General features: G+C 66.6%; 20 protein-coding genes. 9 read left to right on the top strand and 11 right to left on the bottom strand.

Annotated features, from left to right (window positions below; translation table 11 throughout):
• Nucleotides 1-1,866, bottom strand: coding sequence for an RNA polymerase sigma factor RpoD (gene rpoD / locus J2X57_RS07175; protein ID WP_036109469.1), 1,866 nt, complete (start codon nt 1,864-1,866; stop codon nt 1-3).
• Nucleotides 1,867-2,046: 180 nt separating this feature from the next.
• A complete protein-coding gene (dtd, locus tag J2X57_RS07170; protein ID WP_036109472.1) occupies nt 2,047-2,487 on the bottom strand; it encodes a D-aminoacyl-tRNA deacylase in 441 nt (146 codons plus the stop codon).
• A 100-nt stretch (nt 2,488-2,587) separates the two neighbouring features.
• On the opposite strand from dtd, the gene J2X57_RS07165 reads away from it, so the two are divergent.
• Nucleotides 2,588-3,493, top strand: coding sequence for a lipid A biosynthesis acyltransferase (locus tag J2X57_RS07165; RefSeq protein WP_308846394.1), 906 nt, complete (start codon nt 2,588-2,590; stop codon nt 3,491-3,493).
• On the opposite strand, the gene J2X57_RS07160 is transcribed toward J2X57_RS07165, so the two are convergent.
• The 4 genes from J2X57_RS07160 to J2X57_RS07145 are packed head-to-tail and all read right to left on the bottom strand — an operon-like array spanning nt 3,468 to nt 8,028.
• On the bottom strand, nt 3,468-3,791 hold the full coding sequence (locus J2X57_RS07160; protein WP_036116966.1) for a tetratricopeptide repeat protein: 324 nt from the start codon (nt 3,789-3,791) through the stop codon (nt 3,468-3,470). The genes J2X57_RS07165 and J2X57_RS07160 overlap by 26 nt on opposite strands.
• Nucleotides 3,788-5,731 (bottom strand): glycosyltransferase family 39 protein, encoded by a 1,944-nt coding sequence (locus tag J2X57_RS07155; RefSeq protein WP_036109477.1) that lies wholly within the window; start codon nt 5,729-5,731, stop codon nt 3,788-3,790. Before J2X57_RS07155 ends, J2X57_RS07160 begins: the two co-directional genes overlap by 4 nt.
• 40 nt (nt 5,732-5,771) lie before the next feature.
• A complete protein-coding gene (locus J2X57_RS07150) occupies nt 5,772-6,770 on the bottom strand; it encodes a glycosyltransferase (protein ID WP_309865269.1) in 999 nt (332 codons plus the stop codon).
• Between the two features lies 1 nt (nt 6,771).
• The gene (locus J2X57_RS07145) at nt 6,772-8,028 is read right to left on the bottom strand and encodes an O-antigen ligase family protein (RefSeq protein ID WP_308846396.1); all 1,257 of its coding nucleotides are present in this window, start codon (nt 8,026-8,028) and stop codon (nt 6,772-6,774) included.
• 162 nt (nt 8,029-8,190) lie between these two features.
• Between J2X57_RS07145 and J2X57_RS07140 the strand changes: the two genes are divergently transcribed.
• Nucleotides 8,191-9,324, top strand: a complete 1,134-nt coding sequence (locus J2X57_RS07140; protein ID WP_308846397.1) for a glycosyltransferase family 4 protein — start codon at nt 8,191-8,193, stop codon at nt 9,322-9,324.
• Here the strand turns inward: J2X57_RS07140 and rsmB are convergent.
• Genes rsmB through def form a run of 3 tightly spaced genes read right to left on the bottom strand, consistent with a single transcriptional unit; the run spans nt 9,321 to nt 12,078 of the window.
• A complete protein-coding gene (rsmB, locus tag J2X57_RS07135; RefSeq protein ID WP_309865266.1) occupies nt 9,321-10,628 on the bottom strand; it encodes a 16S rRNA (cytosine(967)-C(5))-methyltransferase RsmB in 1,308 nt (435 codons plus the stop codon). The genes J2X57_RS07140 and rsmB overlap by 4 nt on opposite strands.
• Complete coding sequence (gene fmt, locus J2X57_RS07130) at nt 10,625-11,572, bottom strand: methionyl-tRNA formyltransferase (protein WP_309865264.1); 948 nt, start codon at nt 11,570-11,572, stop codon at nt 10,625-10,627. The genes rsmB and fmt overlap by 4 nt, the downstream gene beginning before the upstream one ends.
• A 2-nt stretch (nt 11,573-11,574) precedes the next feature.
• Nucleotides 11,575-12,078: a peptide deformylase gene (gene def, locus J2X57_RS07125; protein WP_036109486.1), complete on the bottom strand. Its 504-nt coding sequence runs from the start codon at nt 12,076-12,078 to the stop codon at nt 11,575-11,577.
• Between the two features lie 209 nt (nt 12,079-12,287).
• Here def and J2X57_RS07120 point away from each other — a divergent pair, with 209 nt between their 5' ends.
• From J2X57_RS07120 to purD, 6 genes are all read left to right on the top strand, one after another.
• Nucleotides 12,288-13,439 (top strand): LysM domain-containing protein, encoded by a 1,152-nt coding sequence (locus J2X57_RS07120; protein ID WP_309865261.1) that lies wholly within the window; start codon nt 12,288-12,290, stop codon nt 13,437-13,439.
• 62 nt (nt 13,440-13,501) lie between these two features.
• On the top strand, nt 13,502-14,644 hold the full coding sequence (dprA, locus tag J2X57_RS07115; RefSeq protein WP_309865259.1) for a DNA-processing protein DprA: 1,143 nt from the start codon (nt 13,502-13,504) through the stop codon (nt 14,642-14,644).
• A 100-nt stretch (nt 14,645-14,744) separates the two neighbouring features.
• Nucleotides 14,745-17,282: a DNA topoisomerase I gene (locus J2X57_RS07110; RefSeq protein WP_043696433.1), complete on the top strand. Its 2,538-nt coding sequence runs from the start codon at nt 14,745-14,747 to the stop codon at nt 17,280-17,282.
• Between the two features lies 1 nt (nt 17,283).
• Complete coding sequence (locus J2X57_RS07105; RefSeq protein ID WP_309865256.1) at nt 17,284-17,853, top strand: Sua5/YciO/YrdC/YwlC family protein; 570 nt, start codon at nt 17,284-17,286, stop codon at nt 17,851-17,853.
• Nucleotides 17,854-17,867: 14 nt separating this feature from the next.
• The gene (locus tag J2X57_RS07100) at nt 17,868-19,232 is read left to right on the top strand and encodes an AMP-binding protein (RefSeq protein WP_036109503.1); all 1,365 of its coding nucleotides are present in this window, start codon (nt 17,868-17,870) and stop codon (nt 19,230-19,232) included.
• Nucleotides 19,233-19,265: 33 nt separating this feature from the next.
• Nucleotides 19,266-20,549 carry a phosphoribosylamine--glycine ligase gene (gene purD, locus J2X57_RS07095; RefSeq protein WP_309865253.1) on the top strand — a complete coding sequence of 428 codons (1,284 nt, stop codon included), beginning with the start codon at nt 19,266-19,268 and terminating at the stop codon, nt 20,547-20,549.
• 19 nt (nt 20,550-20,568) lie between these two features.
• Here the strand turns inward: purD and J2X57_RS07090 are convergent, their stop codons facing one another.
• Entirely contained in the window at nt 20,569-22,086 is a 1,518-nt protein-coding gene (locus J2X57_RS07090; protein WP_309865250.1) for an RICIN domain-containing protein, read from the bottom strand.
• A 196-nt stretch (nt 22,087-22,282) separates the two neighbouring features.
• On the opposite strand from J2X57_RS07090, the gene J2X57_RS07085 reads away from it, so the two are divergent.
• Nucleotides 22,283-24,157, top strand: a complete 1,875-nt coding sequence (locus J2X57_RS07085) for an MFS transporter (protein WP_036109507.1) — start codon at nt 22,283-22,285, stop codon at nt 24,155-24,157.
• Between the two features lie 45 nt (nt 24,158-24,202).
• Here the strand turns inward: J2X57_RS07085 and J2X57_RS07080 are convergent, their stop codons facing one another.
• Complete coding sequence (locus J2X57_RS07080) at nt 24,203-26,236, bottom strand: RICIN domain-containing protein (protein ID WP_309865247.1); 2,034 nt, start codon at nt 26,234-26,236, stop codon at nt 24,203-24,205.
• Nucleotides 26,237-26,340: the final 104 nt, after the last annotated feature.

Here is a 26,340-nt window from a genome sequence, read left to right as displayed (position 1 = left end):
TCAGTCGATATCGAGGAACGAGCGCAGGGTTTCCGAGCGGCTCGGGTGACGCAGCTTGCGCAGGGCCTTGGCTTCTATCTGGCGGATGCGCTCGCGGGTGACGTCGAACTGCTTGCCGACTTCTTCCAGCGTGTGATCCGTGTTCATATCGATGCCGAAGCGCATGCGCAGGACCTTGGCTTCACGCGGGGTGAGGCCGGCCAGCACGTCGCGCACGGTTTCCATGAGACCCGTTTCCGTGGCCGACTCGATGGGCGAGCTGGCGTTGGTGTCTTCGATGAAGTCGCCCAGATGCGAATCTTCGTCGTCACCGATCGGGGTTTCCATGGAGATCGGTTCCTTCGCGATCTTCAGGACCTTGCGGATCTTGTCTTCCGGCATCTCCATTTCCTTGGCCAGTTCTTCCGGCGTCGGCTCGCGGCCGAACTGCTGGAGCATCTGGCGGGAGATGCGGTTGAGCTTGTTGATCGTTTCGATCATGTGCACCGGAATACGGATGGTGCGGGCCTGATCGGCGATCGAGCGGGTGATGGCCTGACGGATCCACCAGGTGGCGTACGTCGAGAACTTGTAGCCGCGACGGTATTCGAACTTGTCCACGGCCTTCATCAGGCCGATGTTGCCTTCCTGGATGAGGTCGAGGAACTGCAGGCCGCGGTTGGTGTACTTCTTCGCGATGGAGATGACGAGACGCAGGTTGGCCTCGACCATTTCCTTCTTGGCGCGGCGGGCCTTGGCCTCACCGACGGACATCGCGCGATTGATTTCCTTGATGTCGGTCAGCGGCAGGTACAGCGTGCGCTCGATGGCGGCCAGCTTCTCCTGTTCGCCGTCGATGACTTCGCGGTAGTTCTTGATATTCGGCGACCACTTCTGACGCTTGCGCGACAGCTCCGCGGCCCACTCGAGGTTGCCTTCGTTCGACGGGAAGCTCTTGAGGAACTCGGCGCGCGGCATCTTCACCTGCTTGACGAAGATGTCCATGAGGATCCGCTCGTGGTGACGGATGTCGTTGACCACTTCGCGCAGCTTGCGCACGAAGCTGTCGATCAGCGCCGACGGGAGCTTGAGATTGAGGAAGGCTTCCGACATCTGCTCGCGGATCTTCGCGACCTTCTTGTCGGCGATCTCGGCCTTGGGCGCCGTCTTCTGGAACTTGGCGTGCAGCGAACGCAGTTCTTCCATGCGGCGCTTCACTTCCTCGGGATCCGGGCCGGTCGGGCCCGCTTCCTCTTCCTCGGCACCCTCGACGCCGTCTTCCTCGTCGTCGTCGCCTTCGGTGTCGCCGGCGGCTTCAGCGGCCTCGGCGGCTTCGGCCTTGGCCTGGTCGGCGGCTTCCTCGAGGTCGGCGAAGCCGGCCAGGATCTCGCTCAGGCGACGCTTGCCCTCGACGTGCTGATCGTATTCCTCGAGCAGCAGCTGGATGGTCAGCGGAAAGCTGGCCAGCGCGGTCTGGACCTGGCTGAGGCCTTCTTCGATGCGCTTGGCGATGGCGATCTCGCCTTCGCGGGTGAGCAGCTCGACCGTGCCCATCTCGCGCATGTACATGCGGACGGGGTCGGTGGTGCGGCCCACCTCGGCGTCGACGGCGGACAGCAGCGCCACGGCTTCTTCAGCGGCCGATTCGTCGTCGGTGCTGGTGCCGGGGGCGGCGCCATCGGAGATGGTGTCGGTGTCGGGCGCGGAATCATGGACCTCGATGCCGACGCCCTTGAGCACCGCCATGATGTCTTCGATCTGCTCCGGATCGACGATGTCGTCGGGCAGGTGGTCGTTGATTTCCGCGTAGGTCAGGTAGCCCTGCTCCAAGCCCTTGGAGATGAGCTGTTTGATTTCAGACTGCTGCTCGTGAGCTTTGTTAGTCATGCCGACCGCCGCGGGTTACAGGAACCGATCAGTATAGTCATTTGATGATTTTTTGACCAGTTTTCAAGTGGATCGGACTCATCGGGATCACGCAAGAATCGCGCCAGATGGCCGCTGGAGGCCGGGCGATCGCGCCACGATGAGGAGGGAGACGGGGACGAAGCCCCGCGCACTGACGCCTCAGCGCACCTCCAGACGGAAGGTGACCGGGCCATCGTTGATCAGGTGAACCTTCATATGGGCACCGAAGCGTCCGGTTTCCACCCCCGGGTGGGCCACCCGGGCCAGATCGACCAGCCGGTCGAACCAGCGCCGGCCTTCTTCCGGCGGCGCCGCGGTGGTGAAGCTGGGGCGCATGCCCTTCCGGGTATCGGCCGCCAGGGTGAACTGGCTGACGAGCAGCAGTCCGCCGCCGGTGTCCGACAGCGCCAAGTTCATCTTGCCCTCGGCATCGGAGAACACACGGTAGCCAAGCAGCCGCTCGAGCATCCGGGTGCACTGGGCCTCGCCGTCGCCCGGCTCCACCGCGACGAGAACAAGCAGGCCGGCGCCGATGGCGCCCACGGTCTGCCCGTCGACGTCGACGCGCGCGGATTCGACACGCTGAATCAATGCAATCATGTAGGGGTTTAACGGCCAGGGGGCGCCAAGCTTAAAGCGTGCGCGCGAGGCTTTACAGCGGCGGAGTCGGTCCGGGCCGCCTTGCCTTACACTTCTCCGGATGCGTCCGGATATCTATCTCCTCTACCTCCTGCTCCGTCTGGTCAGCCTGCTGTCCCTGCGGACTGTTCACCGCGCAGGCGCGTGGATCGGGCGCCGTTCGCTGCGCTCGAAGTCGCGCAGCGCCCGCTACAGCGCGGTCAACCTGCGACTGACCCGGCCGGAGCTGTCGGCAGGGGATCGCGAACGGCTTCTCGTCCAGACCATGGAAGAGTCCGGCAAGTCGGTGACGGAGGTGGCGGCGATCTGGGGCGGCGGCGCCGACCGGTCGCTCGGCCTGGTCCGCGAAGTGGTCGGCGGCGAGTTGTTCGAGGCGGCGCTCGCGTCCGGCAAGGGCACCATCATCGCCGCGCCACACCTCGGCTGCTGGGAGCTGCTCAATTACTGGCTGTGCAGCAAGACGCCCATGGCCATTCTGTATCGCCCGCCACGTATTCAGGCCATCGAGGCCTTGTTGCGCAAGGTGCGGGGCAAGCTGGCGCCGGAGCAGGTGCGGGCCGAGGGCGCCGGTGTGCGCACGCTGTTCAAGCGTCTCGGTGCCGGTGGCACGGTCGGCATCCTGCCCGACCAGAAACCGCGCGAAGGCGAGGGCGAGTTCGCGCCCTTCTTCGGCGTGGATGCGCTGACGATGGTGCTGCTGCCGCGTCTTGCGGCTCGCACCGGCGCGACGGTGCTCTTCAGCTTCGCCGAGCGCCTGGCCGATGGCGAAGGCTTTCGAATCCACATCCTGCCGGCGCCCGGAGGCATCGACAGCACGGATCTGAAAGTCGCCTGTGCGGCACTGAATCGTGGCGTCGAGCAATGCGTGGAACGTGCCTTTCCGCAGTACCAGTGGCACTACAAGCGGTTCACGGCGCACGATCGCCCCGACCCCTACAAGGTCAGCTCTTCCGCGACAGCCGGTTGAGGAAAACGGTCATTTCCTTGCCGGCCTGGATGTCGCCGCGACGCGTGGCCGCGTCGACCCCCTCGCGCCATGCGTCGGCCGCGCCTGTCTCGTCGTCTTTCGCGAGCAGCGCCTTGCCGAGCAGTTTCCACGCCGCGGAGTAGTCGCGGTCGAACGCCAGCGCCTCGCGGAACGACGTGGCGGCCTCGTCGTACATCCCGTCGCCCAGAAGCGCGTTACCGATGGAGAAGCGCAGCAGCGCCCCGTCCCTCGGGCCGCCCACCTGAGCTCGCAGACGCTCGACGAGGGGATCGGTCACCGGACTGCCGTCCGCGTGCGCCAATACTCCTGCGGGTAGAGCAGGGTCGGCTGTTTCGGCTCGGGCGGAGCCCGTCCGGATTGCAGCGCGGCCAGTGTGCCGGCATCCCAGATCATGAGCCATCCGGTGCGCGACGGCTGGATCAGCCGGGCGTAGCGGAAGGCTTCCGCGGGCGGATGCTTGGCGTAGGAGATGATGACGCCGTCGGCGTGATGGCGCGCGAAGTCGTCGAGGCTGTCACCGTCGTGCACGGCGTCGTCTTCGTCGTCTTCCATGGGCGCCGCCATACCGGGCACGACGTTGATGCGTGCGATCGGGTGCATGAGGCGGCCGGCGAAGTGGTACTGGCCGTTATACGAGACGCCCAGATTGCCGATGGGGCGCCCGGCCGCGTCGGCCTGCGCCAGGAACTGGGAGGCGGGCGCCAGGTCGTAGCGGTACCAGAGGCCCAGCGTGAACAGGGCATTGAGCGACACGGTGCCGATCAGGCCGGCGAAGGCCAGCCGGCGCATTTCGCCGCGACCGCGCAGCAGCAACAGCGCACCGAGCACGATGAAGATCACACCGAAGAAGCGCGCATACGGCGCCATGCCGGTCAGCCACATGTTGTCCGGGAAGCGCGAAGGCACCACGGACGGCATGGCGAACAAGGCGATGGCGAGCAGGAAGGCGCCGACCGAGAGCGGCCAGGTGCCCAGGGCATAGCTCGTGGCCAGCGCCTTGTGGCGCTCGCGCAGGTCGGCCACCGACGCGGCCACCAGCATCGTGACACCGGCCAGTTCGGGCAGCAGGTAGTACAGCTGCTTGCCGGTGACCAGTGAAAAGACCAGCAGCGCCGGCAGCAGCCAGACCAGCAGGAAACGCAGTCCCGTCTCCAGCGGCTGTCGCATCAGCGCGACAAACAGCGGCGCGATCACGAGGATCAGCAGCAGCTTCTCGGCCAGCGGCGGGAAATGCGCGAACGCGGCGGAAATCAGCAGGAGCACCAGGGCGACGACCGCACAGGCGATCGCCCCACCGGTGCCGGCGCGCCATGGTTTGCGGAACAGTGCCGTCGGCAGCGCGACGATGCCGCGCAGCCAGCCGCTGAGCGGGAACACGATGACCGGCAGGAAAACCAGGTAGTACCAGGCGGGACGGGCGTGGTTCTGCAGGTCGGCGTTATGCGTTTCGACCACCCGGCCGGCGGTCTGGGTGAAGAACAGACGCTGGCGGTAAGCCTCGCCACCGGCCTGCCCGGCCGGCAGTGCCCAGGCCAGCAGGATCGCGAAGCCGAGCAGCAGGCCAAGCACGCCGAAGCCGTACCAGCGTGCCTTGTTCTGCCGCGCCCAGTCGTTCCACAGCGGGCCGAAGAGCAGGGGGAACAGCACGTGCAGGGCCATCACCGGCCCCTTGGTCAGCAGGCCCGCGCCGACGAACAGGCCGAACAGCCACCAGCGGGGCTCCGCACGCGTGGCGGTCGGGGTCAGGGTGAGCAGCGCGGCCAGTACCCAGACGACGAGGAGCACCTCGTACATGATCTGCAGGCCGAACAGAAACGCGTAGGCGAAGCCCATCAGCAGCCACGGCGTGGCCTTGGCCACCCACGGGCGCGCCGGAAAGAGGCGCCCGGCCAGAACGGAGGCCAGTACGAGCTGCGTGCCGCCGAAGAGGACCTCGAGGAGGCGCGGCCACACATCGTTGACCCCGAACACGGCCCAGCCGGCGTGGATCATCCAGAACAGCAGCGGCACCTTTTCACTGTACGGCTCGCCGTTGATGTACGGCACCAGCCAGTGACCGTGCGCCCACATTTCCCAGGCGACCGCGAGCGTCCGCGTGGAAAACATCGGCATCGGACCGTGGGAAAAGATCGCGAGCAACGCCATCGCGGCCCACAGGGGCAGCCATGGCCAGAGGGCGCGGACATGTTCCGATCGGGTATAGGCGCTGTTGGACAAGGGCGTCGTCACCGTTAAGGGATCAGGAATTCTAAACGCTTCACCGGAGCAACGTGTCCAGGGCGTGCCCCAGACGTGCGGGGAACCCGACCTGATTGGCGTCGTACCAGTCGCGTGCGGCCTGCCCAAGGGCTTCGACCTCGGCATCGGACATACCGACGATACGCTCGACGCATGCTTCGAGCCCCTCTTCGTCGAACTTCCACAACGTGGCGGCGTTGAGCGTGCCGTTTTCGTGCGCGGGGACGCGCATCCCTCGCGTGTCGTCGACCAGTTCGTTCATCGGCGCACCGTCGGTGACCAGTACCACGGCACCGCAGCTCATGGCTTCGACGATGTAGTGGCCCCAGCCCTCGGCCTCGGACAGGCAGAGGTGGAAACGGTGTGCGTTCTGCAGGCGGTAGATCGATTCCACGTCGGGCAGGAAGGTCACCTGGTGATCGAGGTTCGGTGCGGCCGGCGGTCGGTCCGGTGCGGCCACCGACGGTGACTGGAGCACATGCAGGGTCGGCCACTCCGGGTGCCGGCGCCAGACGTCGAGCAGGCGCTCGGTACCCTTCATGCGGCTGCCGCCGGCAAGATGCAGGAAGGCGCGGTCGCGTGCGACACCTTCACGACGGCAGTCCGTGCTGATGAATCCGATGTGGGCGGTGCGCAGCCCCATCCCGCCGAACGTCTTCATCGCGCTGTCGGTCTTGCACAGGATGGTGTCGAAACGATGCAGGTGGCGGCGGTCGCGTTTGCTCATCCATTCCGGATGGGGAATGAGCGCATTGCGCCGGGACATCGGCAGGTAGCCCGGGTGCACGTGCTCGATCGTCAGGCCGAGGTCGTAGCGCCGCGGACCGCGGCCGGTCAGCCAGCGGCCGAACATGGCGGCACGCTGCGCCCAGGCCCGCCACGGCCATCCATGATTGCGCTGCGGCGTCCGCGTCACCGTCACCTGGTGACCGAGTTCGCGCAAGGCGTTCTCGAAGAGGCGGATATCGTGCGTGAGCCCGCGACCGTTGTCCCAGGCGATGAGGTTGATGTGGGCCATCTCAGGAGGCTCCTGCGCCGGTGCGGTGCCGATCGAGCGCGCGTCCGACGTAAACGGCGAGTCCCAGCGTGAGGAAGAAATACAACGAGTGCGGCATCGCCCGATAGAAGACATTGTCGGTGAGGGCGCATAGCGCGTACATGGCCGTCGTCGAGAATCCGGCGCATGCCGGCATGGCGATGGCGTTATCGCGGTTCAGCGCATGCCGCCCGAAATAGATCAGCGAACCACCGAAGAGCAGCACGAGGACCAGCAGGCCCGGGATGCCGCCCGTCGCCGCCCACTCGAGGTACTCGCTGTGCGGATGGTCATAGCGGACCACCGACGGATTGACCTCGCCATCGGCGATCCGCGCCCGGGCGAAGGGGCCGAACTGGTTCATGCCGACGCCGGTGACGGGGTGCGCGATCACGGCCATTCGTGCGGTGCGCCACATTTCGAGGCGCTCGCGCACGGCGCCGGTGGCGTCCTGTTCGCTGTAGGTGGCTACTTCGTCTTTCACGGCGGCCAGGCGCTCCACCATCTCGCCGTGCAGCGTCGTCGCCGCCAGGCCGGCGGCGGCCACACCGATGACCAGGGCCAGCACGCTCTGGCGCCAGCGTCCCGTCCGGCGACCCTGGATCAGCATCAGTGCCGCGAAGACGGGGACGAACGCCAACAGGGGGCCGCGGCTCTGCGTCAGCAGCGCGCCATAGAAGCCCATGACGGCGAAGACCGCATGCATCGCGCGCTCGCGCGATCGGAGCTCACCCCGCAGGGCCTGCACGATGGCGATGAGTGACAGCACCAGCATGAACATGCCGAATTCGATGGCACCCCATTCGCCGTTGTTGATCCCGTAGGCGCGGTCGATATGTTCGATGTAATGCTGTTCGACGCAGATCAGGCCCAGAACGCCCGCCGATCCGCTGAAGCCGACGCGAAGGGCGGCGGTCCGCAGCGGCAGGGCGAACGTCGCCGCGATGACCAGAAACGCAAGGATGTGCGACGTGACGTCGAACTCGCGCCAGTTCACCCCGTGGGCGCCGACGTTGACGGCCCAGAAGACGAAGGCGATGGCGGCGGGTGCCAGCACGGGCGCCGCGCGGCGGTAGGCGCGACGGACGTCGGCACGCGTCGCGAGCACCCAGAGCCCCGTCAGAAACAGGATCAGCGCAGGGACCGCCTTGGCCTTGACCGGCAAGGCGAAGGACAGCGGCATGATCGCGATGAGCAGCGAGAGGATCCACACGCGCCACGGATTCGTTTTGTCGAGCACTCGGCACCTGCTGGGATCGGAACGGCGCGGCGGCCTCGCCGTCACCGGCTCGTGCCGCCGGGGCGGCGCGAGGGCATGGTACTTTAACGGATCGCGGATGCCTCTCCGTGCGGTTCCGGGTGAGCGGCGCCAATTCAGCTTCCGTAAGGACCCGCCCGGGCGATGAAGCTCCTGTTTACCAATTTCCACGCCGGCGACGGTGGCGGCCATACGACTTACCTGATCAGCCTCGCGCGCGGACTGTCGGGCCGGCATGAGGTGCACGTCGCCGCGCCGCCGGGTAGCCGTCTGAATCGCGAGGCCCGCGCGCTTGCCGGCGTGCATGTGCTCGACCAGCCCTATCCGAACGGCCTGGGCAAGCTGCCGGCACGGCGCCGCGCGCGCCAGCAGTTGTCGGCCTATCTGGCCGGGCATCGGTTCGACGTCATCCACGTCAATGGCTCCGCCGACCATCGTCTGGTCATTGCCGCCGTGCGTGGACTGCGCCGTCGCCCGGCCATCGTGCTCACCAAGCACAACTCCAAGCCGATGTCCGGCATCGGAAACGCCTGGCGGGCCCGCGTCGGCACCGATGGCGTCATTGCCGTCTGCGACTACGTGCACCGGCAGGTGATGGCTTCGCCTTATGCGCGCTGCCGTGTGGTCACCGTTTTCAATGGGGTCGACATCGATCGCTTCGCGCCGCGACCTGCCGATACGACGCTTCGTGCCGGATGGCTGGCGCCTGCCACCGCGGAAGCACCGCTGCTGATTGGCAGCAATGCGGGTACGGCCAGCTACAAGGGGTGGATGGACCTCGTCGAAGCGCTGGCGTCGCTGGAACCGGCCTGGCGCGATCGCCTTCGTGTCGTCCTTGCCGGCGGTCTTCCCGACGCGGAAGACCGCCGCCGTATCGAAGCCCTGGGCGTGGCATCGCAGGTGCACTTTGCCGGCCGGCTCGACGACGTCCGGCCGCTGGTGGCGACGCTCGATGCCGGATTCGTCCTGTCCTGGGACGTCGAAACGATTTCCTTCGCCTGCCGCGAAATGATGGCGATGGAGAAGCCCGTGCTCGTCAGCGACTACGCCGGGTTGCCCGAAAACATTCGTCAGGGCGAAGACGGCTGGATCGTGCCGGCCCGCGATCGGCATGCGATCGCCGCCGCCCTGCGCCGGCTGGTCGAAGAGCGCGACCAGCTGCCCGCGATGGGCTTCGCGGCGCGAGCACATGCGGAGGCCGAGTTCGGACTGGAGCGTTTCATCGACGCGACCGAAGCGTTCTACCGCGAACTCAGGCTCGCCACGCTGCCGGGTTAGCCCTGTTTGCGCAGCAGGGCGTAGTACATGCCGTCGAGGTCGCCGTCGCCGGGCAGGATCTGCCAGCCGATGGCGGCCGCCTGGCCCACGGGCAGAGTCAATGGCAGCACGGAGGCATCGGCGCGACCGTCGACGAAGGCACCGACCACACCCTCATTCTCGGCACGCAGCAGTGAGCAGGTGACGTAAAGCAACGTGCCGCCGGGTGCCAGGGTTTCCCAGCAGGCGGAGAGGATGCGGCTCTGTAGTGCCACGAGCGCTTCGATGTCGGCGGCGCGGCGATGCAGGCGTACGTCCGGTCGGCGGCGAATGACGCCGGTAGCCGAGCAGGGGGCGTCGATCATGACGCGATCGAAGGGTTTGCCATCCCACCAGGCCCGCACGTCGCCCGCGTCGCCGACGATGACGTCGGCAGCGAGGCCGAGGCGTTCCAGATTCTGGGTGATGCGCAGTGCGCGTCGCGCCTCGGATTCCACGGCGACGAGGGCGATGTCCGAGCGTTCCAGCGCGTGGCAGGCCTTTCCGCCGGGGGCGGCGCAGGCATCGAGCACGCGCTGGCCGCTGGCCAGATCGAGCAGGTCGGCCGGCACCTGGGCGGCGCCGTCCTGGACGGCGAAATGGCCTTCGGCGAATCCGGGCAGGCGTGTCACATCGGTGCTGTGGGGGAGTACCAGACCGTCCGCCAGCCACGTGTGCGCGGCGATCTCCTGACCGGCCTCACGCAGGCGGTCGGCGACCTCGTCGCGCCCCGCGCGTCGACGATTCACGCGCAGCATCAGCGGCGGCTCGTGATTGGCCGCGGCCATGACCGCCTCCGCGTGGCCGGGCCAGTCGCGCGCGATAGCCTTGGCCAGCCACGCCGGATGAGCATGCCGCGTGGCCGGCGTCGCATCGAGGTCGGCCAGCAGGGCCTCGCGCTCGCGCTGCCAGCGGCGCAGTACGGCGTTGGCCATGCCGGCAAGTCGCGGGCGGCGTAGTTCGCGCACGGCTTCCACCGTGGCGGCCACGGCGGCATAACCCGGCATCTCGAGGATCTCGAGCTGGACCAGCGCGGTCACCAGCAGGGCGTGGATGACCGGCTCGCTCCGCCGAATAGGTTTGGCCAGGAGGCGGTCGAGCGCGGCGTCGAACCGGGGCCACCAGCGCGCACCTTCATTGAGGAGGGCGGTGAGAAGCGCCCGGTCACGGGCATCGGGGAGACGGGGGAGAGCCCGGTCGGCCACTTCGCGCAGCGAATGCCCTGACAGGGCGATATCGGCCAGCGCTTCGGCGGCCAGGGCACGGACCGAGATCGTCCGACTCACGAGACCGCCTGCTTCAGCTCCGGACGCGCATTGAGGTAGTCGACGATGCCGATCCGGCGGCCACCGGGCCGCTGTACGGCAAGCAGGCGCAGGGCACCGTCGGCGCAGGCGATATCGATGCCCTCGCGCGAGACGCACAGTACCTGTCCCGGCGTGGTGCCGGCCGTCTCCGCGTCGATCGCGCGCGCCGACCAGATACGCAGGCGTTCGCCCGCGATATCGGCTTCCGCGACGGGCCAGGGATCGAACGCCCGCACCTTGCGTTCCAGCGCGATCGCCGTCAGCGAGAAGTCGAGGCGAGCCTCGGCCTTGTCCAGCTTGTGCGCGTACTCCACGCCGTCTTCCGCCTGCGCACGGGCGACAAGGGTTTCGCCGTTCATGACGCGACGAAGGCCTTCGGCCAGCGCGTCCGCGCCGAGCGCGGACAGCCGGTCGTGCAGACTGCCGCCCGTGTCGTCGCCGGTGATGGGGGTGCGCCGCTCGATCAGTACGGGACCCGTATCCAGGCCCGCTTCCATCTGCATCAGGTCGACGCCGGACTCCTCGTCGCCGGCCAGGATCGCCCGCTGGATGGGCGCCGCGCCGCGCCAGCGCGGCAGCAGGGACGCGTGGACGTTCCAGCAGCCCAGCCGTGGAATCGCCAGTACCTTGCGGGGAAGAATCAGCCCGTAAGCGACCACGACCATGAGGTCGGGTGCGTGGGCTGCCAGGCGATCGCGGTCGGCCTGGGCCTTGAACGATTCCGGTTGTTCGACCGGGACCCCGGCGGCGAGCGCCGCTTCCTTGACCGGACTGGCGGCGAGTTTGCGCCCGCGGCCGGCGGGCCGGTCGGGCTGCGTGTATACGGCCACGACGTCGGCGCCGGAAGTGCGGCAGGCCTCGAAACACGGGACGGCAAAGTCGGGTGTTCCGGCGAACACCACGCGCAGAGGACGACCGGCCACGCTCAGGCGCTTGCCTTGCGCTGCTTTTCCATGCGTTTCAGCAGCATGCCGCGCTTGAGGGGCGACAGGTAGTCGACAAAGACCTTGCCGGCGAGATGGTCCATCTCATGCTGGATGCACACCGCGAGCGGGCCTTCGACGTCCACGAGGATTTCCTTGCCGTCGGCATCCTGCGCGCGAACCTTGACGTGCAGCGCACGGGTCACGTCGGCATAGATGCCGGGAAACGACAGGCAACCTTCCTGATAGACCTGCTGGCCGTCCTTCTCGAGGATCTCCGGATTGATCAGCACCATCGGCTCGTCACGGTTGTCGCTCATGTCGGCGACGAGGACGCGCTGGTGCACGTTGACCTGGGTGGCGGCCAGCCCGACGCCGTTCGCGGCGTACATCGTCTCGTACATATCCGCGACGAACTGCTTGAGTTCGGCGTCGAAGACGGTGACCGGCGCCGCGACGGTACGCAGGCGGGGATCGGGGAATTCGAGGATGGTGAGGGTGGACACGGTGTCACCTTGAACGTATGCGCGGGCCACTGCGGCGCCTGCCTGACCGCAAATTTGCGGGCAAATCGGCGAAATCCAACCAGCGGCAACCTGTAGGATGAGCCTGTATTCTACGCGCGCGCCGGGGGCCGGGCGAGCGACGCCACGTATTGTGCCCGTTAACGATTCAGTTACACTCGCGACAGCACCGGGGAAGGGGGAAATCCCGCATGATCAAGAAGTTCGCCATGCTGCTCGGCGGCATGTTCTTCACTGTGGCCGTTTATGCCGCAGCGGCCCAGCTACGTCCCGACCATCCGGATACCTATACGGTCCGCAAGGGCGACACGCTGTGGGATATTTCCGCCCGCTTTCTGAGCAAGCCATGGCTGTGGCCGGAAATCTGGCAGGCCAATCCCCAGGTCCGCAACCCGCACCTGATCTACCCGGGTGACGTTCTGAATCTGTCGATGGCCGGAGGCGGTCCGCGCGTCGGCCTGCAGCCGGGCATCCGCCATGAAGGCGAAGCGGTCGCGGCCATCCCGCTCGGCGACCTGCGCATGTTCCTGAAGGAAATGCGTGTCATGGACGCCGACGCGGTCGAACAGTTGCCGTACCTCGTCGGGTTCGAGGAATCGCACCTGCGCGCCTCACCGGGCAACAAGATCTACGCCCGTGATCTGGACTCGGCGCAGCTGGGTCAGCGCTGGGCCATCGTCCGCCCGACCAATCGTTTCCGCGACCATGGCGGAAACCCCGGTGGTCTGGACATGCTGAACAACCCGGGCCACGGTTCGTTCGTCGCGGACGAACTGGACAGCGATGCCTCGATGGCCAACAGCCCCTGGCAGGAAGATTCGCGTCACGACACGCACACGGGCAAGGGTGACGATCGCGGTGTCGAGGTATCGGTCATCGGCACGGCGGAAGTCATCGCGACCAAGGGCGACGTGACGAGCCTGGTCCTGGTCGATTCGACCCTGGAAATCCGCAAGGGTGATCGCCTTACGCAGATCGACGACACGCCCTACGACCCGTACTTCTATCCGCACGCCGCAAAGAGCGTGCCGGCGGACGGCCGCGTCATCGGCATCGCGGACGGCAACTACGCCGGCAGCCGCCAGGTCGTATCGATTTCCGCCGGCTCGGCCGACGGCGTCGACAACGGTGCCACCTTCACGGTGATGGACCAGGGCGAAGTCATTCCCGACGAAGTCAGGGGCAACTACAAGCGCCGCGACACGTCGCCAAAGGTCAAGCTGCCGGACGAGTTCGCGGGCCACATCATGGTTTTCCGCACGTTCGACCATGTCAGCTACGCGCTCGTGATGGACGCACTCCGGCCGATCAAGAAGGGCGAAAAGCTCGTTCTGCCGGAATAATCGCCGGTGGCGTCAAGCCGCCCGCTGACAGTAAGTCGCCGCGCAGTGTCTACACTGCGCGGATGACCGACACCGACGACCTTCGCGCCTGGCTGATCCTTCTGCGGACCCCGGGCCTCACGCCGCGAAACCTGCGGGAGGGGCTCGTCGCACGTGGCAGCGCCTCGGCGTTGCTGGGCTGGCTGACCCGGCACGAGAGCTCCCTGAAACCCGAGGGCCGCGACTGGCTGGCTCAGCCGGACGAGGCTGCGTTGGCCGCCGATCTGGCCTGGGTGAAGGGCGCCGACGACCAGCGCCTGCTGCTGTGCACGGAAGAAGACTTTCCCCCGCAGCTGGAGGCCATCCCGGATCCGCCCGCGGCGCTCTTCGTCAAAGGTGACGCTTCGCTGCTCCTGCGACCCCAGGTCGCCATCGTCGGCGCACGAAAGGCTCAGGTCCCGGGACTCGCCAATGCACGGCGGTTCGCGGCCGGGCTGGCCGAGGGTGGCCTCGTGGTGACCAGCGGAATGGCGGACGGCATCGACGGCGCGGCGCACGAGGCGGCTCTGGACGCCGGACAGCCGACCATCGCCGTGATCGGCACCGGCCCCGACCGGGTCTACCCGCGCAAACACCACGCCCTGGCCCGCCGTATCGCGGCCCACGGGGCCATCGTCAGTGAATATTCGCCCGGTACCGCCGTGCTGCCCCGCCATTTCCCCGAGCGCAACCGCATCATCGCCGGCCTGAGCCTGGGCGTCGTCGTGATCGAGGCCGGCCTGCGCTCGGGCTCGCTGATCACCGCGCGCGTCGCCGGGGAGCAGGGCAGGGACGTCTTCGCGTTGCCTGGCTCCATCCACAATCCCCTGGCCGAGGGCTGTCACTCGCTGATCGCCGAAGGCGCCCGTCTGGTCCAGCGTCCCGACGAGGTCCTCGCGGCGCTGGCGCCCGCGGCCATGGAACTGGGGGCTCAGCTGCGTGAGCGGCTGGCCGCCGGCGAGGCGAAGCCGGCCACCGGGCGGGCGAAGCGCGGCCCCTTCGACTGGCGCGAGGATGAGGAATATCGCCGCCTGCTCGACGTCATGGGGTACGATCCCGCTTCTCTGGACGCCCTGGTGGGCACGACGGGTCTCGCTGCGGGGCCATTGTCTTCCATGTTGTTGATGCTGGAGCTGGAAGGTGAGGTCGCAAGCCTCCCCGGAAACCGTTATCAGCGCGTGATGTAAGCATCCGGCGCTTGACAGGCATCACGGTGGTATGCCCCCACTAAATATATACATGCCCTGGGGTCCACTCGCCCCGGCGGCCTTTGGAATCGGTTAACGCATGGCAAAGAACCTCCTCATCGTCGAGTCGCCGGCCAAGGCCAAGACGATCAACAAGTACCTGGGGGCCGACTTCCAGGTGCTGGCGTCGTACGGTCACGTGCGCGATCTGCGACCTAAAGAGGGCGCGGTCGACCCGGAACACGGCTTCGCCATGGCTTACGAGGTCATCGAACGCAACGAGAAACACGTCGATGCGATCGCCAAGGCGGCTAAGGCGGCAAGCAGCATCTATCTCGCGACCGACTTGGATCGCGAGGGTGAGGCCATTTCCTGGCACATCAGCGAGATCCTCCGCGAACGCGGCCTGCTGGCGGGCAAGGACGTCCAGCGGGTGGTCTTCAGTGAAATCACGCCCAAGGCCATCAAGGAAGCCGTCGCCAATCCGCGACAGCTCTCGCACGACATGGTCGACGCCCAGCAGGCGCGTCGCGCGCTGGACTACCTGGTCGGCTTCAATCTCTCGCCGGTGCTCTGGCGCAAGGTGCAGCGCGGCCTGTCGGCTGGCCGTGTGCAGTCGCCCGCGCTGCGGATGATCGTCGAGCGCGAGCTCGAGATCGAAGCGTTCCAGGCCCGCGAGTACTGGACGATCCAGGCCAACCTGACCCACAAGGACGGTGCGTTCGACGCCCGCCTCGTGCGGCTCGACGGCAAGAAATTCGAGCAGTTCGACCTCACCAACGAGGCCGATGCCACCGCCGCGCGTTCCGCGCTCGAGCGTGCCGCCGCTGGCAATTTCACGGTGGGCGAGGTCGCCAGCAAGGAGCGCAAGCGCCGTCCCGCGCCGCCGTTCACCACCTCCACCCTGCAGCAGGAGGCCGCGCGCAAGCTCGGTTTCTCGACCAGCCGCACCATGCGTGTGGCCCAGGGCCTCTACGAAGGTGTGAGCATCGGCAGCGAGGGCAACGTCGGCCTCATCAGCTACATGCGTACGGACTCCGTGGCGCTGTCCGACGACGCGGTCGCCGAGCTGCGCGGGCTGATCGCCAGCGAATACGGCAAGAACGCCCTGCCTGACGCGGTACAGGTCTACAAGTCCAAGTCCAAGAATGCCCAGGAAGCGCACGAAGCGATCCGCCCGACCTCAGCCATGCGTACGCCGCGCAGCGTCGCGTCGTTCCTCAATGACGACCAGCGCAAGCTGTACGAGCTGATCTGGAAGCGCACCGTCGCCTGCCAGATGATCCACGCCACGCTGAATACGGTTTCCGTGGAATTTCCGGTTGGCGACTCCGCGTTCCGCGCCACGGGCACCACGGTCATCGATCCCGGCTTCCTGGCCGTCTACGAAGAGGGCAAGGATCAGAAGGGTGACGAGGATGAAGATCAGCGTCGTCTGCCGCGCCTGAAGCAGGGCGAGGTGGTGCCCGTCGCCGCCATCGTGGCCGACCAGCACTTCACCGAGCCGCCGCCGCGCTTCTCGGAAGCGAGCCTTGTCAAGACGCTCGAGGAATACGGCATCGGTCGTCCGTCGACCTACGCCAGCATCATCCAGGTGCTGCTCAGTCGCGAATACGTCCTGCTCGAAAGCCGGCGCTTCAAGCCGACCGACGTCGGCCGCGCGGTCAGCCAGTTCCTGTCGGGGCACTTCACCCAGTACGTCGATTACGACTTCACCGCCCGGCTGGAAGACGAGCTCGACGCCGTCAGCCGCGGTGAGGAGGCGTGGGTGCCGCTGCTCGAGCGCTTCTGGCAGCCGTTCAAGACGCTGGTCGACGACAAGACCGAATCGGTCGACCGAAACGAGGCGACCGGTGCGCGAGAACTGGGCGACGATCCGAAATCGGGCAAGCCCGTGTCGGTGCGCCTGGGCCGCTACGGCGCCTACGCCCAGATCGGCACCAAGGACGACGAGGCCAAGCCGACCTATGCCAGCCTGCGCCCCGGCCAGAGCATGCATACCATCACCCTCGAAGAGGCGATGGAGCTGTTCAAGCTGCCGCGCAACCTCGGCCAGTCGGAAGCCGGTGACGATGTCACGGTCGGTGTCGGTCGTTTCGGGCCGTTCGTGAAGCAGGGCAGCACCTATGCCTCGCTCAAGCCGGAAGACGATCCGTACACCATCGAGCTGCCGCGGGCCCTGCAGCTCGTTCAGGAGAAGCTCGAAGCCATCGCGAACCGCATCATCACCGACTTCGGTGACGGCGTGCAGGTGCTGAACGGCCGCTACGGGCCGTACATCACCGACGGTGAGAAGAATGCGCGCATCCCGAAGGACAAGGAGCCCAAGTCGCTGACCGAGGCCGAATGTCGCGAGTTGCTCGCCGCCGCACCGGTCAAGAAGCCGCGTGGCGGTCGCGCCGCCAAGAAAACCGCGACAAAGAAGGCCGCGGCAAAGAAGACGGCAACGACCAAGGACGCCGCGGTGAAGAAGACGGCCGTGAAAAAGACGGCCGCCAGGAAGACCGCGACGAAGAAGACGGCCACGAAGAAGACTGCCGCGAAGAAGGCCGCCACGAAGAAAAGCGCAACCAAAAAGGCGGCGGTGAAAAAAACCGCGGCCCCGGCATCGAAAACGGCGGCGCCTGCCGCGGACTGATATGCGACGTTTCACTCTTCCCGACGTCGCCCTGGCCGCCGACCGGCTTCGCGAGGGTGGCGTCATTGCCTACCCCACCGAGGCCGTTTTTGGCCTCGGTTGCGATCCCCACGATCAAGGCGCGTTCGAGCGTCTGTTCGCGCTGAAGGGGCGTCCGCCGACCCAGGGCGTGTTGCTCATCGCGGCGGACTTCGCGCAGGTCGAGCCGTATATCGACGTAGCCGCCGTTTCTTCGGAGATCCTTCGCGATGTCCGCAGCTCATGGCCAGGTCCCCATACCTGGGTGTTTCCGCGTAGCGCGCGCGTACCCGCATGGGTGGCGGGCGCACACACCGGCATCGCACTGCGCGTGACGGCGCACGAACCGTCGGCGGCGCTCTGCCGGGTGTTCGGCGCACCGCTGGCGTCGACCAGCGCGAACCCGCATGGTGAGCCGCCCGCTCGCGACGTGGCGACCCTCGAGCGCTATTTCGGCGACCGCCTCGATGCTGCGCTGGACGCTCCGCTGGGCGGCCAGGAGCGCCCGACCACCATCCGCGACGCCCTCACCGGCGCTATCATCCGCGCCTGACAGGGGGAATCACGTTGTCGACCGTTTACGAAATCACCGGGCGCGAGACCGCGCCATCGTTACCGTTGCTGGTAGGCGCGCCGTCGCGCGCCATCGCCTGGCGTGACGGTCGGGCCGTCACCGCGTCCACCTTCCTGGCCCACGTCCGCCAGGTGGCCGCCTTGCTTCCCGAGGCCGACAGCGCCGTCAACCTCTGCGAGGACCGTTACGCCTTCCTCGTCGCCTTCGCGGCGCTGGTCACGCGTGGTCAGATCAACCTCTTGCCCCCTTCGCGCGCGACGCATGCGGTCGACGAGGTCATGGCCAGCCACCCGGGCTCCTACGCCATCGGCGAGCTGGCCCTGGCGCCCGCACCGGCCGGCTACCTGCGCATGCCGACGCTGGACGATACGTCGTTGGCCGGCGGTGAGGTGCCCTCGATCCCGACGGACGCCGTGGTCGCCATCGGTTACACCTCCGGGTCCACCGGCAGGCCCAAGCCCAACGTAAAGACCTGGGGCAGCTTCGTCGCCAGCAATGCCGGTAACGCCGCGATGCTCGGTGGCACCATCGGACGCGCCTTCGATGTCGTCGCCACGGTGCCCCCGCAGCACATGTACGGCATGGAGATGTCGGTCCTGATGCCGTTGCTGTCCGAAGTGAGCGTCCATTCGGGTCGCCCGTTTTTCCCGGCCGATGTCGCCGCCGCGCTGGCCTCGATGCCGGAACCGCGCGCACTCGTGACGACGCCCGTGCACCTTCGCGCGCTGGTCGAGTCCGGCGTCGTCCTGCCCAGCCTCGCCGCGTTCGTCTCCGCGACCGCGCCGATGCCGGTGGAGCTGGCGCGTGCGGCGGAAGAGCGCTTCGGCGCACCGCTGCACGAGGTGTTCGGTTCGACCGAAACCTGCGTGTTCGCCAGTCGACGCACCGCGACCGACGACGACTGGTCGCTCTACCAGGGTGTGACGCTGCATCCGCAGCCTGATGGGACCCTGGTCGACGCGCCGCAGCTCGCTGAGCCGATCGCCCTTGCCGACATCGTCTCGCTGCACGACGGCGGGCGCCGCTTTCAGCTCCGCGGCCGGAACACCGATCTCCTCGAGATCGCCGGCAAGCGCGCTTCGCTGGGCGACCTCAATCGCCGTCTGCTGGCCATAGACGGCGTGCGCGACGGCGTACTGTTCCAGCTCGACGATGCCGACGCCTCCGGCATCCGCCGCATCGCGGGCCTCGTGGTAGCGCCGGGGATGACCGAGCAGGCCGTACTGGCCGCCTTGCGCCAGGCGATGGACCCGGTGTTTCTGCCGCGCCCGCTGCGCGTCGTGGAGGCGCTGCCGCGCAACGAGACCGGCAAACTGCCGCGCGGCCTCCTGTTGGAAATGCTGGCCGCACGCGGCTGATAGAATCTCCGGCTACTTGTCGGGAGAAGCAGCATGAAGGTCCTCGTTATCGGCGGCGGCGGTCGCGAACACGCGCTTGCCTGGAAACTCGGCCAGTCGGGCCGCGTCGACGAGGTCATCGTCGCTCCCGGCAATGCGGGTACGTCACGTGAGCAGGGCCTCCGTAACGCGGCGGTCCCGGTCACCGACATCGACGGTCTCGTGGCCCTGGCGAAAACCGAAGGCGTAGGCCTCACCGTGGTCGGCCCCGAAGTTCCCCTCGTCGCCGGGGTGGTCGATCGCTTCACCGCCGAAGGCCTGCGCTGCTTCGGCCCGTCCGCCGCCGCGGCGCAGCTGGAGGGCAGCAAGGCCTTCGCCAAGGACTTCCTCGCCCGCCACGGCATTCCTACGGCGCACTACGCGGTCTTTACCGAGCTGGCGCCTGCGCTCGCGCATGTGCGCGGTACCGGCGCCCCGATCGTCATCAAGGCCGACGGCCTCGCCGCCGGTAAAGGCGTGGTGGTCGCCATGACGCTCGCAGACGCGGAAGCCGCGCTCGAGGACATGCTCGGTCAGCAGGCCTTCGGTGACGCTTCGTCCCGTGTGGTCATCGAAGAATTCCTCGACGGGGAGGAAGCCAGCTTCATCGTCATCGCCGATGGCAGGCATGCGCTGCCGATGGCGACCAGTCAGGATCACAAGCGGCGCGACGACGGCGACCTCGGCCCGAACACGGGCGGCATGGGCGCGTATTCGCCCGCCCCGGTCGTGACCGACGAGGTCTCGGCGCGGGTCATGCGCGAGATCATCCAGCCCACCCTCGACGGCATGATCGCCGACGGTGCGCCGTTCACCGGGTTTCTCTATGCGGGGCTGATGATCGACAAGGCGGGCGCGCCGAAGGTCATCGAGTTCAACGTGCGCTTTGGCGATCCGGAAACGCAGCCGATCATGCTGCGCCTCCGTTCGGACCTGGTCGATCTGATCGAGGCGGCGCTGGATGGCCGCGTCGGCGACGTCACCGCCGAGTGGGATCCGCGCCCCTCGCTGGGCGTGGTGCTCGCCGCGGGCGGCTATCCGGGCAAGGTCCGCGCCGGCGATGTGATCACCGGCGCGGAGGGTGACTTCGGTGCGGACGTGAAGGTGTTCCATGCGGGTACGGCCGACAATGCCGACGGGCAGGCCGTCACCGCCGGGGGCAGGGTACTCACCGTCTGCGCGCTGGGCGTGGACGTGGCGGCCGCCCGCGCGTCGGCCTACGAGGCGCTCGGCAGCGTGCGGTTCGCCGACATGTATTTCCGCCACGACATCGCACACCGCGCGCTCTCACGAGCGTGAGGCCGCCACGCCACATCGGCTAACGGTTCGAATCGATCGGCAAGGGTTGCCAACGTTCTTCCGCACTGACCGCCTTGTGCCGCAGCAGTCCCTGGGAGATGGCGGGTGAGGCACCCGCGACAGCCGGGACGACATCGCCCGGTGTCGGTGCCTGCGGATACGACGACCACGGTCGCAGCAGATGATGGAACGGGTTGCTGCCGATCTCCTGGTGTCGCACGGGATCGAAGATAGCCCGGGGTACGCCGTCGCGTACATGAAGGCGCCAGGAACCTCCGTCCATGTAAGTGGAGTGCAGGCGGTCGGCGCGCCACTGCCACTGCTTGTTCAGCATGGAGCCTGCGCAGGATTCGGTCCTGACGCCGCCACCCGCCGGATCCGCGGCAAGGCAGAGCCGGCTCGCGACGTTGCGGTAGGTATGGTCGCTGTCGAGATACCACTGCTGCTCCGCACCGTCGGTGCCGCCTTTGCACGGCGCCAACGCCACGGCAGGCTGGTCCCGCTGAGGCTGGGTGAGGCAATGGCCCTCGCCTGCGAGGGACTGCAATCTCACGACGGGTTGCCGTTCGAGATGCGGCGAGCCGAGGTCGATGCGCGTCAGATGGCCGATGCCGGCGTCGTCGTCGCGCCATGTCTCCATCGATGACGTCGGCGCGAGCCGCGTGGAGTTGTCCACGGAGCTGCGCGTGGCGATGTCGATGGGACCGCTGTAGCCACCCGGGAGGCGCCACTCCGAGACGGTCTCGATCGTGGCTCGCTGCATCATCGGAGTCGTCGTGGGGAGCGTGAACAGCCAGCCTGGCCCCACCCGATAGTGCGAGTACGAATACCAAACGTCGTTGGCGATGTCGGGCGCCAGCCGGAATCGCCACAGCGCCGATGCCTCACCTGCGGCGTTCTTCGTGACGGCGCTCTCGGTGAAGTAATCTTTCAGCGTCATTGTGACGCTGCGCTCCGATGTCTGCTCGAATCCCGCGTTGAACGAGACAGGCAGTTTTCCCCACGAGAAACCGCTGTCTTTCGACACGGCCGCCGTCAGTTCCGTACTCGCGCCCGCGCCCACGCTGGTCTTCACGCCGACCTTGTCCACGAAGGTGCGATCGGTCGCGCCATCCGAACGGGGTGCCTGCGATATCAGGCGCACCTGTCCGTCCTGCAGGTCCGGTGCGGTCAGGGTGGTTTCCACCTCGTAATGCAGGGGCAGGGTCAGAATGTTTCCGTAGTTGTCTTCGCTCTCCCGGCCGCCCCACATGTGGAGACCTTGCACGGTAGGCAGCTGGTTGACGACGGTCTTTACGATGACGACCTTCTCGTCGACGCTCGGGCTCACTTCCCGGACGACGACGATGTCGTGGTGGATGCTCCGGCCGTTGTCGAAGACGTCACTGTCGCGTACTTCCAGGCGTGGCACGTAACCGCCGACGGTGCGCGCGTCCTGGGCGACGACGGCCGCGAAAGGCGCCGCCGCGAGCACGGTGGCGACAAGCCAGGGTTCGGGGTGGCGCGTGTGGTCCGGTGCTCTCTTCCTTCTTGTCATGGGATGTCTTCCTTGGATCGTGGGCAATCATGCCGGTCAGGATGGCATCTGCTTGCAGGCGGCGAGGTAGGAACCCGCCGTTGCTGTCCGTGAGGTTTTTCCTGAAAACGCAGCGCACCGCGACGAGACCGGGTGTGCCGGCCACGGTGACCCACGTCTCAGCTACACTCCGGAAAAATCAGAGGGTCGATCACGGATGTCCCAGTTCTCACTGCTCGCCACGCGCCGCTTCGCACCTTTTTTCTGGACCCAGGCGCTGGGCGCCTTCAACGACAACGCGTTCCGCAACGCGATGGTGATGCTGGTCGCCTTCCAGATGAGCCTGCCGGACGCCGAGGTCTCGCTATACACGAACCTCGCGCCCGCGCTCTTCATCCTGCCGTATTTCCTGTTCTCCGCCACGGCGGGACAGCTGGCCGAGAAGTTCGAGAAAACCCGGATCATCCGTTACGTGAAGCTCTTCGAAATCGCAGCGATGACCATCGCGGCCGTCGGCTTCTTCACTCACCACGTATCGCTGCTGCTCGTCGTCCTGTTTCTGATGGGTATCCATTCGACCGTCTTCGGCCCGATCAAGTATTCCATTCTTCCGCAGACCCTCGATCGCAGCGAACTCGTCGGCGGCAATGCGCTGGTCGAGATGGGTACACAGCTTGCGATGCTGATCGGCATGATCGTCGGCAACTCGCTGATGCTGATCGCCGGCTACGGAACGCTCGCGGCATCGCTGACGACCATCGCGATCGCGGTGACCGGTTACCTCGTCAGCCGGTCTGTACCTCCCGCGCCCGCGACCGCGCCCGATCTGAAGTTCAACTGGAACCCGCTCAGCGAAACCTGGCGGGTTCTGAAGATCACGAACGCCGATCGCGCGGTCTTCAACGCCGTGCTCGGCATCTCGTGGTTCTGGTTCTTCGGCACCGTCATGATCGCGCAGCTGCCGAACTACACGCGCCACATCCTCGGCGGGGACGGTTCGGTCAATACGCTCGTGCTGACGTTGTTTTCGCTGGGTACGGGCGTGGGCTCGCTCATGTGCGAGAGGCTGTCGGGCAAACGTGTCGAGATCGGCCTGGTGCCCATGGGCGCGTTCGGCCTGACCGTATTCGCTGTCGATCTGTTCTTCGCGCGGCCCGGTGTGACGCCCGGCGCCTCGCTCGACTGGCTGGCCTTTCTCGCCGTGCCGGGAGCGTGGCGCGCCGCGCTCGACCTGACCATGATCGGAGCCTTCGCGGGCTTCTACGTCGTCCCGCTGTTCGCCTTCGTGCAGAGTCGCGCGCCTCGCGACCGCCTGTCGCGCGTGATCGCGGGCAACAACATCGTCAATGCGCTTTTCATCTGTGCCGCTTCCGGCTTCGGCATCGGCCTGACGGCGCTGGGACTCTCCGTGCCGACGATTTTCCTCGTGACGGGGCTGATCAACATCGCGGTCGCGGTGTACATCTTCACCCTCGTTCCCGAATTCATGATGCGCTTCATCACCTGGGTGCTCGTGCACACGCTTTACCGGGTGCGGGTGGACGGTCTGAAGAACGTGCCGGACGAAGGTGCCGCGCTGGTCGTGTGCAACCACGTGAGCTTCATGGATCCGTTGATCCTGATGGCCAGCGTGCGCCGCCCCATGCGTTTCGTCATGTACTACAAGATCTTCAACATCCCGGTGCTGCGCTTCGTCTTCCGCACCGCGAAGGCGATTCCCATCGCCGGGCGTAACGAGGATGTGGCGCTGATGGACAAGGCGTTCGACGAGATCGACGAGGCACTGGCGGCCGGAGAGGTCGTCTGCATCTTCCCGGAAGGTGGCCTGACGCGCGACGGTGACATCCAGACCTTCCGCCCTGGCGTGGACCGCATCCTTGCGCGTCGGCCGGTGCCCGTCGTGCCGCTGGCGCTGCGAGGCATGTGGGGCAGTATCTTCAGTCGCCGTGACGGTGCCTTGCGCCGTGCGCGTCTGCCACGCCGGTTCTGGTCGAAGATCGAACTGGTGGGTGGTGCACCGCTGCCTGCGGAGGCCGCGAATGCAGCGTCACTGGAAGCGCGTGTCAGCGAACTGCGGGGCGACAAAGCCTGAGGGCATCGCCGGCGCGTTGAGCGCCGGCGATTCGATTTTCCTGCTTCAGCGACTGAGGGGGATCGTCTGCCAACGCTCCGTCGCCGGTACGCGACGGTAGCTCAGGTAGCTGTCCGGCACCGTCGGCGAATTCGTCGACAGGCGTGGAATGGTGCTGCCAGGTGACGGTGCCAGCGGATAGTTGCTCCACGGTGGCAGCAACGCGTTTTCCGTGTTGACCACGACTTCATCATGTCGCACGGCATCGAACTTTGCGATCAGCGAGTCATTCGACACTTCGAGGCGATGATGCGTGCCCCCGTCCATCAGGGACACGACGCGATCCGCGGCCCACTTCCAGCGCTGGTTGTGACGAATGGCGCACTTCGCCGTGCCGACTGTGCCACTCTTCGTGTCGATCTGAAGGCACTGCGCACTCTCGCGGTTGCGGTATCGGCCTTCCGAATCCATGTTCCATTGCTGGGCGCGATGGCTTTCGGCTTCGTCGCATTCCGTGAGCTGGGCGGCGCCGGCTTTCTCGTCAAAGGGGCCCTGGGTGATGCACAGGCCTTCGCCGCTGCTCGACTGAATCAGCACCGTCGGGCTGGACGTGAGAAAGGGTGAGCCAAGGTTGATCTTTACCACTTGCGTCGGCTGCGCGGGTACCTGGCGGAGATGCGCCCACGGGTCGTTGCCCTTGTGCCAGAACCACCATGGAATGTCGGCCGTGTAGTCGGGATGGACATCGGAGCTGCGGTCCCAGGAAACGCCCATCGATCGGTTCCATCCGTAGCGTCGATTCTCGACGCGCCCGCCCGTACCGATCAGCAGATTTCCTTCGTAGTCGCCACGGACTCGCCATACCGACATCAGCTGGGCGGAGGCTTTGCGCATCATCGGCGTGACCATCGCCGTGCTGACTTTGTACTTGCTCTTCGCGTTGAAGTATCCGGGGCTGCCTGCGACATCGTTGGCGAGGTGCATGTTCCAGGTCACGCCCTGGGCTCGGCCGTAATTCTCGGTCACGGCGTCGATGTAATAGGACTCCGTCTCCATCGATACCGAGGTGGAGTCGGTGTACGTGCGATTGGCGGAGAATTCGAACGGGACCTTGCCGATGGCGGAGATGCCGATACCCTTGAGTGCATCCTCAGCCTTGAATGCGGTGCTGACGCCATAGGACGTGCTCACCTGGCTGCTCTTCGCAACGGAACGATTCACGTCCGGCGAGGTGTCGGGAACCATCCGGTCCAGACGGAGCTCCGGGCCACGGTCCTTGCCTTCCCAATCCACAAGCGTCCTGAATTCGTAGCGACCCGCGATGGCGAGGAAGTCGTGGATACCATCACGTTCGAAGGCGGGGCGGTTTTTGCCGTAGACGCCGTTGTCCCATGGCGCGATATCGACACCCGCCTTGACGACGATAACCTTGCTGTCCCCGCTGGTGCGCGCATCGCGCAGTACGACGATGTCGTGGACGACCTTGTTTCCATGGGCGCTGATGGGTTTGTAGCGGAAGCGCTCGTGTGGCACGTGGTCGGGTATGTCGTCGGACGCGGAGTTCGCACCGTTCAGGGTGGCGCTGCGCGCGAATGCCCTGAACGCTGGAGCCGCCGCCAGCTCGCGATAGAGCCGTTGGGACGTTTCGACGTCGGCTGTGGTGTCGTCGAGGGTCGAGACTTCCAGTACGCCATCCTTGCCACGCCTGTACAGCGATGTCCGTCCCTGGCCTTCGATGCCGAAGACTTCCGCCTCATGACGGGTGGTCCCTTCGGGCGAGGTCACCAATACGCCGATGCCCTCGTGGAGAGCCTTGCTTGCAAGCGAACGAACGGTGGCGTCGCTCAGGGCGTCACCGGAGATCCAAGCGACGACGGGTTCTCGCTCCGCGGCGGCTTCCCGGTAGGACAGGCCGCGGAGTTCGTCGGGGGTTCGCCAGCGAGCCGGATCTCGTTGAGTCGTGGCCATGGCCTCGGGGAGGGCCTTCAGTCGCAGGAAGTGGATGGCGCTGTCGTTCGGTGCGGAGGCGGGCGGCGAATGGGCATGTACGCCAGTGCTCAGGCTGGCCATCAGGACCAGGGCAAGGGTGCGGGTTTTCATGGTTGCCATATCCTTGGCAGGGGGGGAGTACGAAGCGTGCCGCATTCCCCTACGAGGCGAGGTCAGTCCTTCGCCCCGAGTCTGGCTCAGTCAACCCATCACTT

Source organism: Luteibacter sp. 1214 (assembly GCF_031455395.1).
GTDB lineage: Bacteria > Pseudomonadota > Gammaproteobacteria > Xanthomonadales > Rhodanobacteraceae > Luteibacter > Luteibacter mycovicinus.
This window is presented reverse-complemented; position numbering and strand designations above follow the sequence as displayed.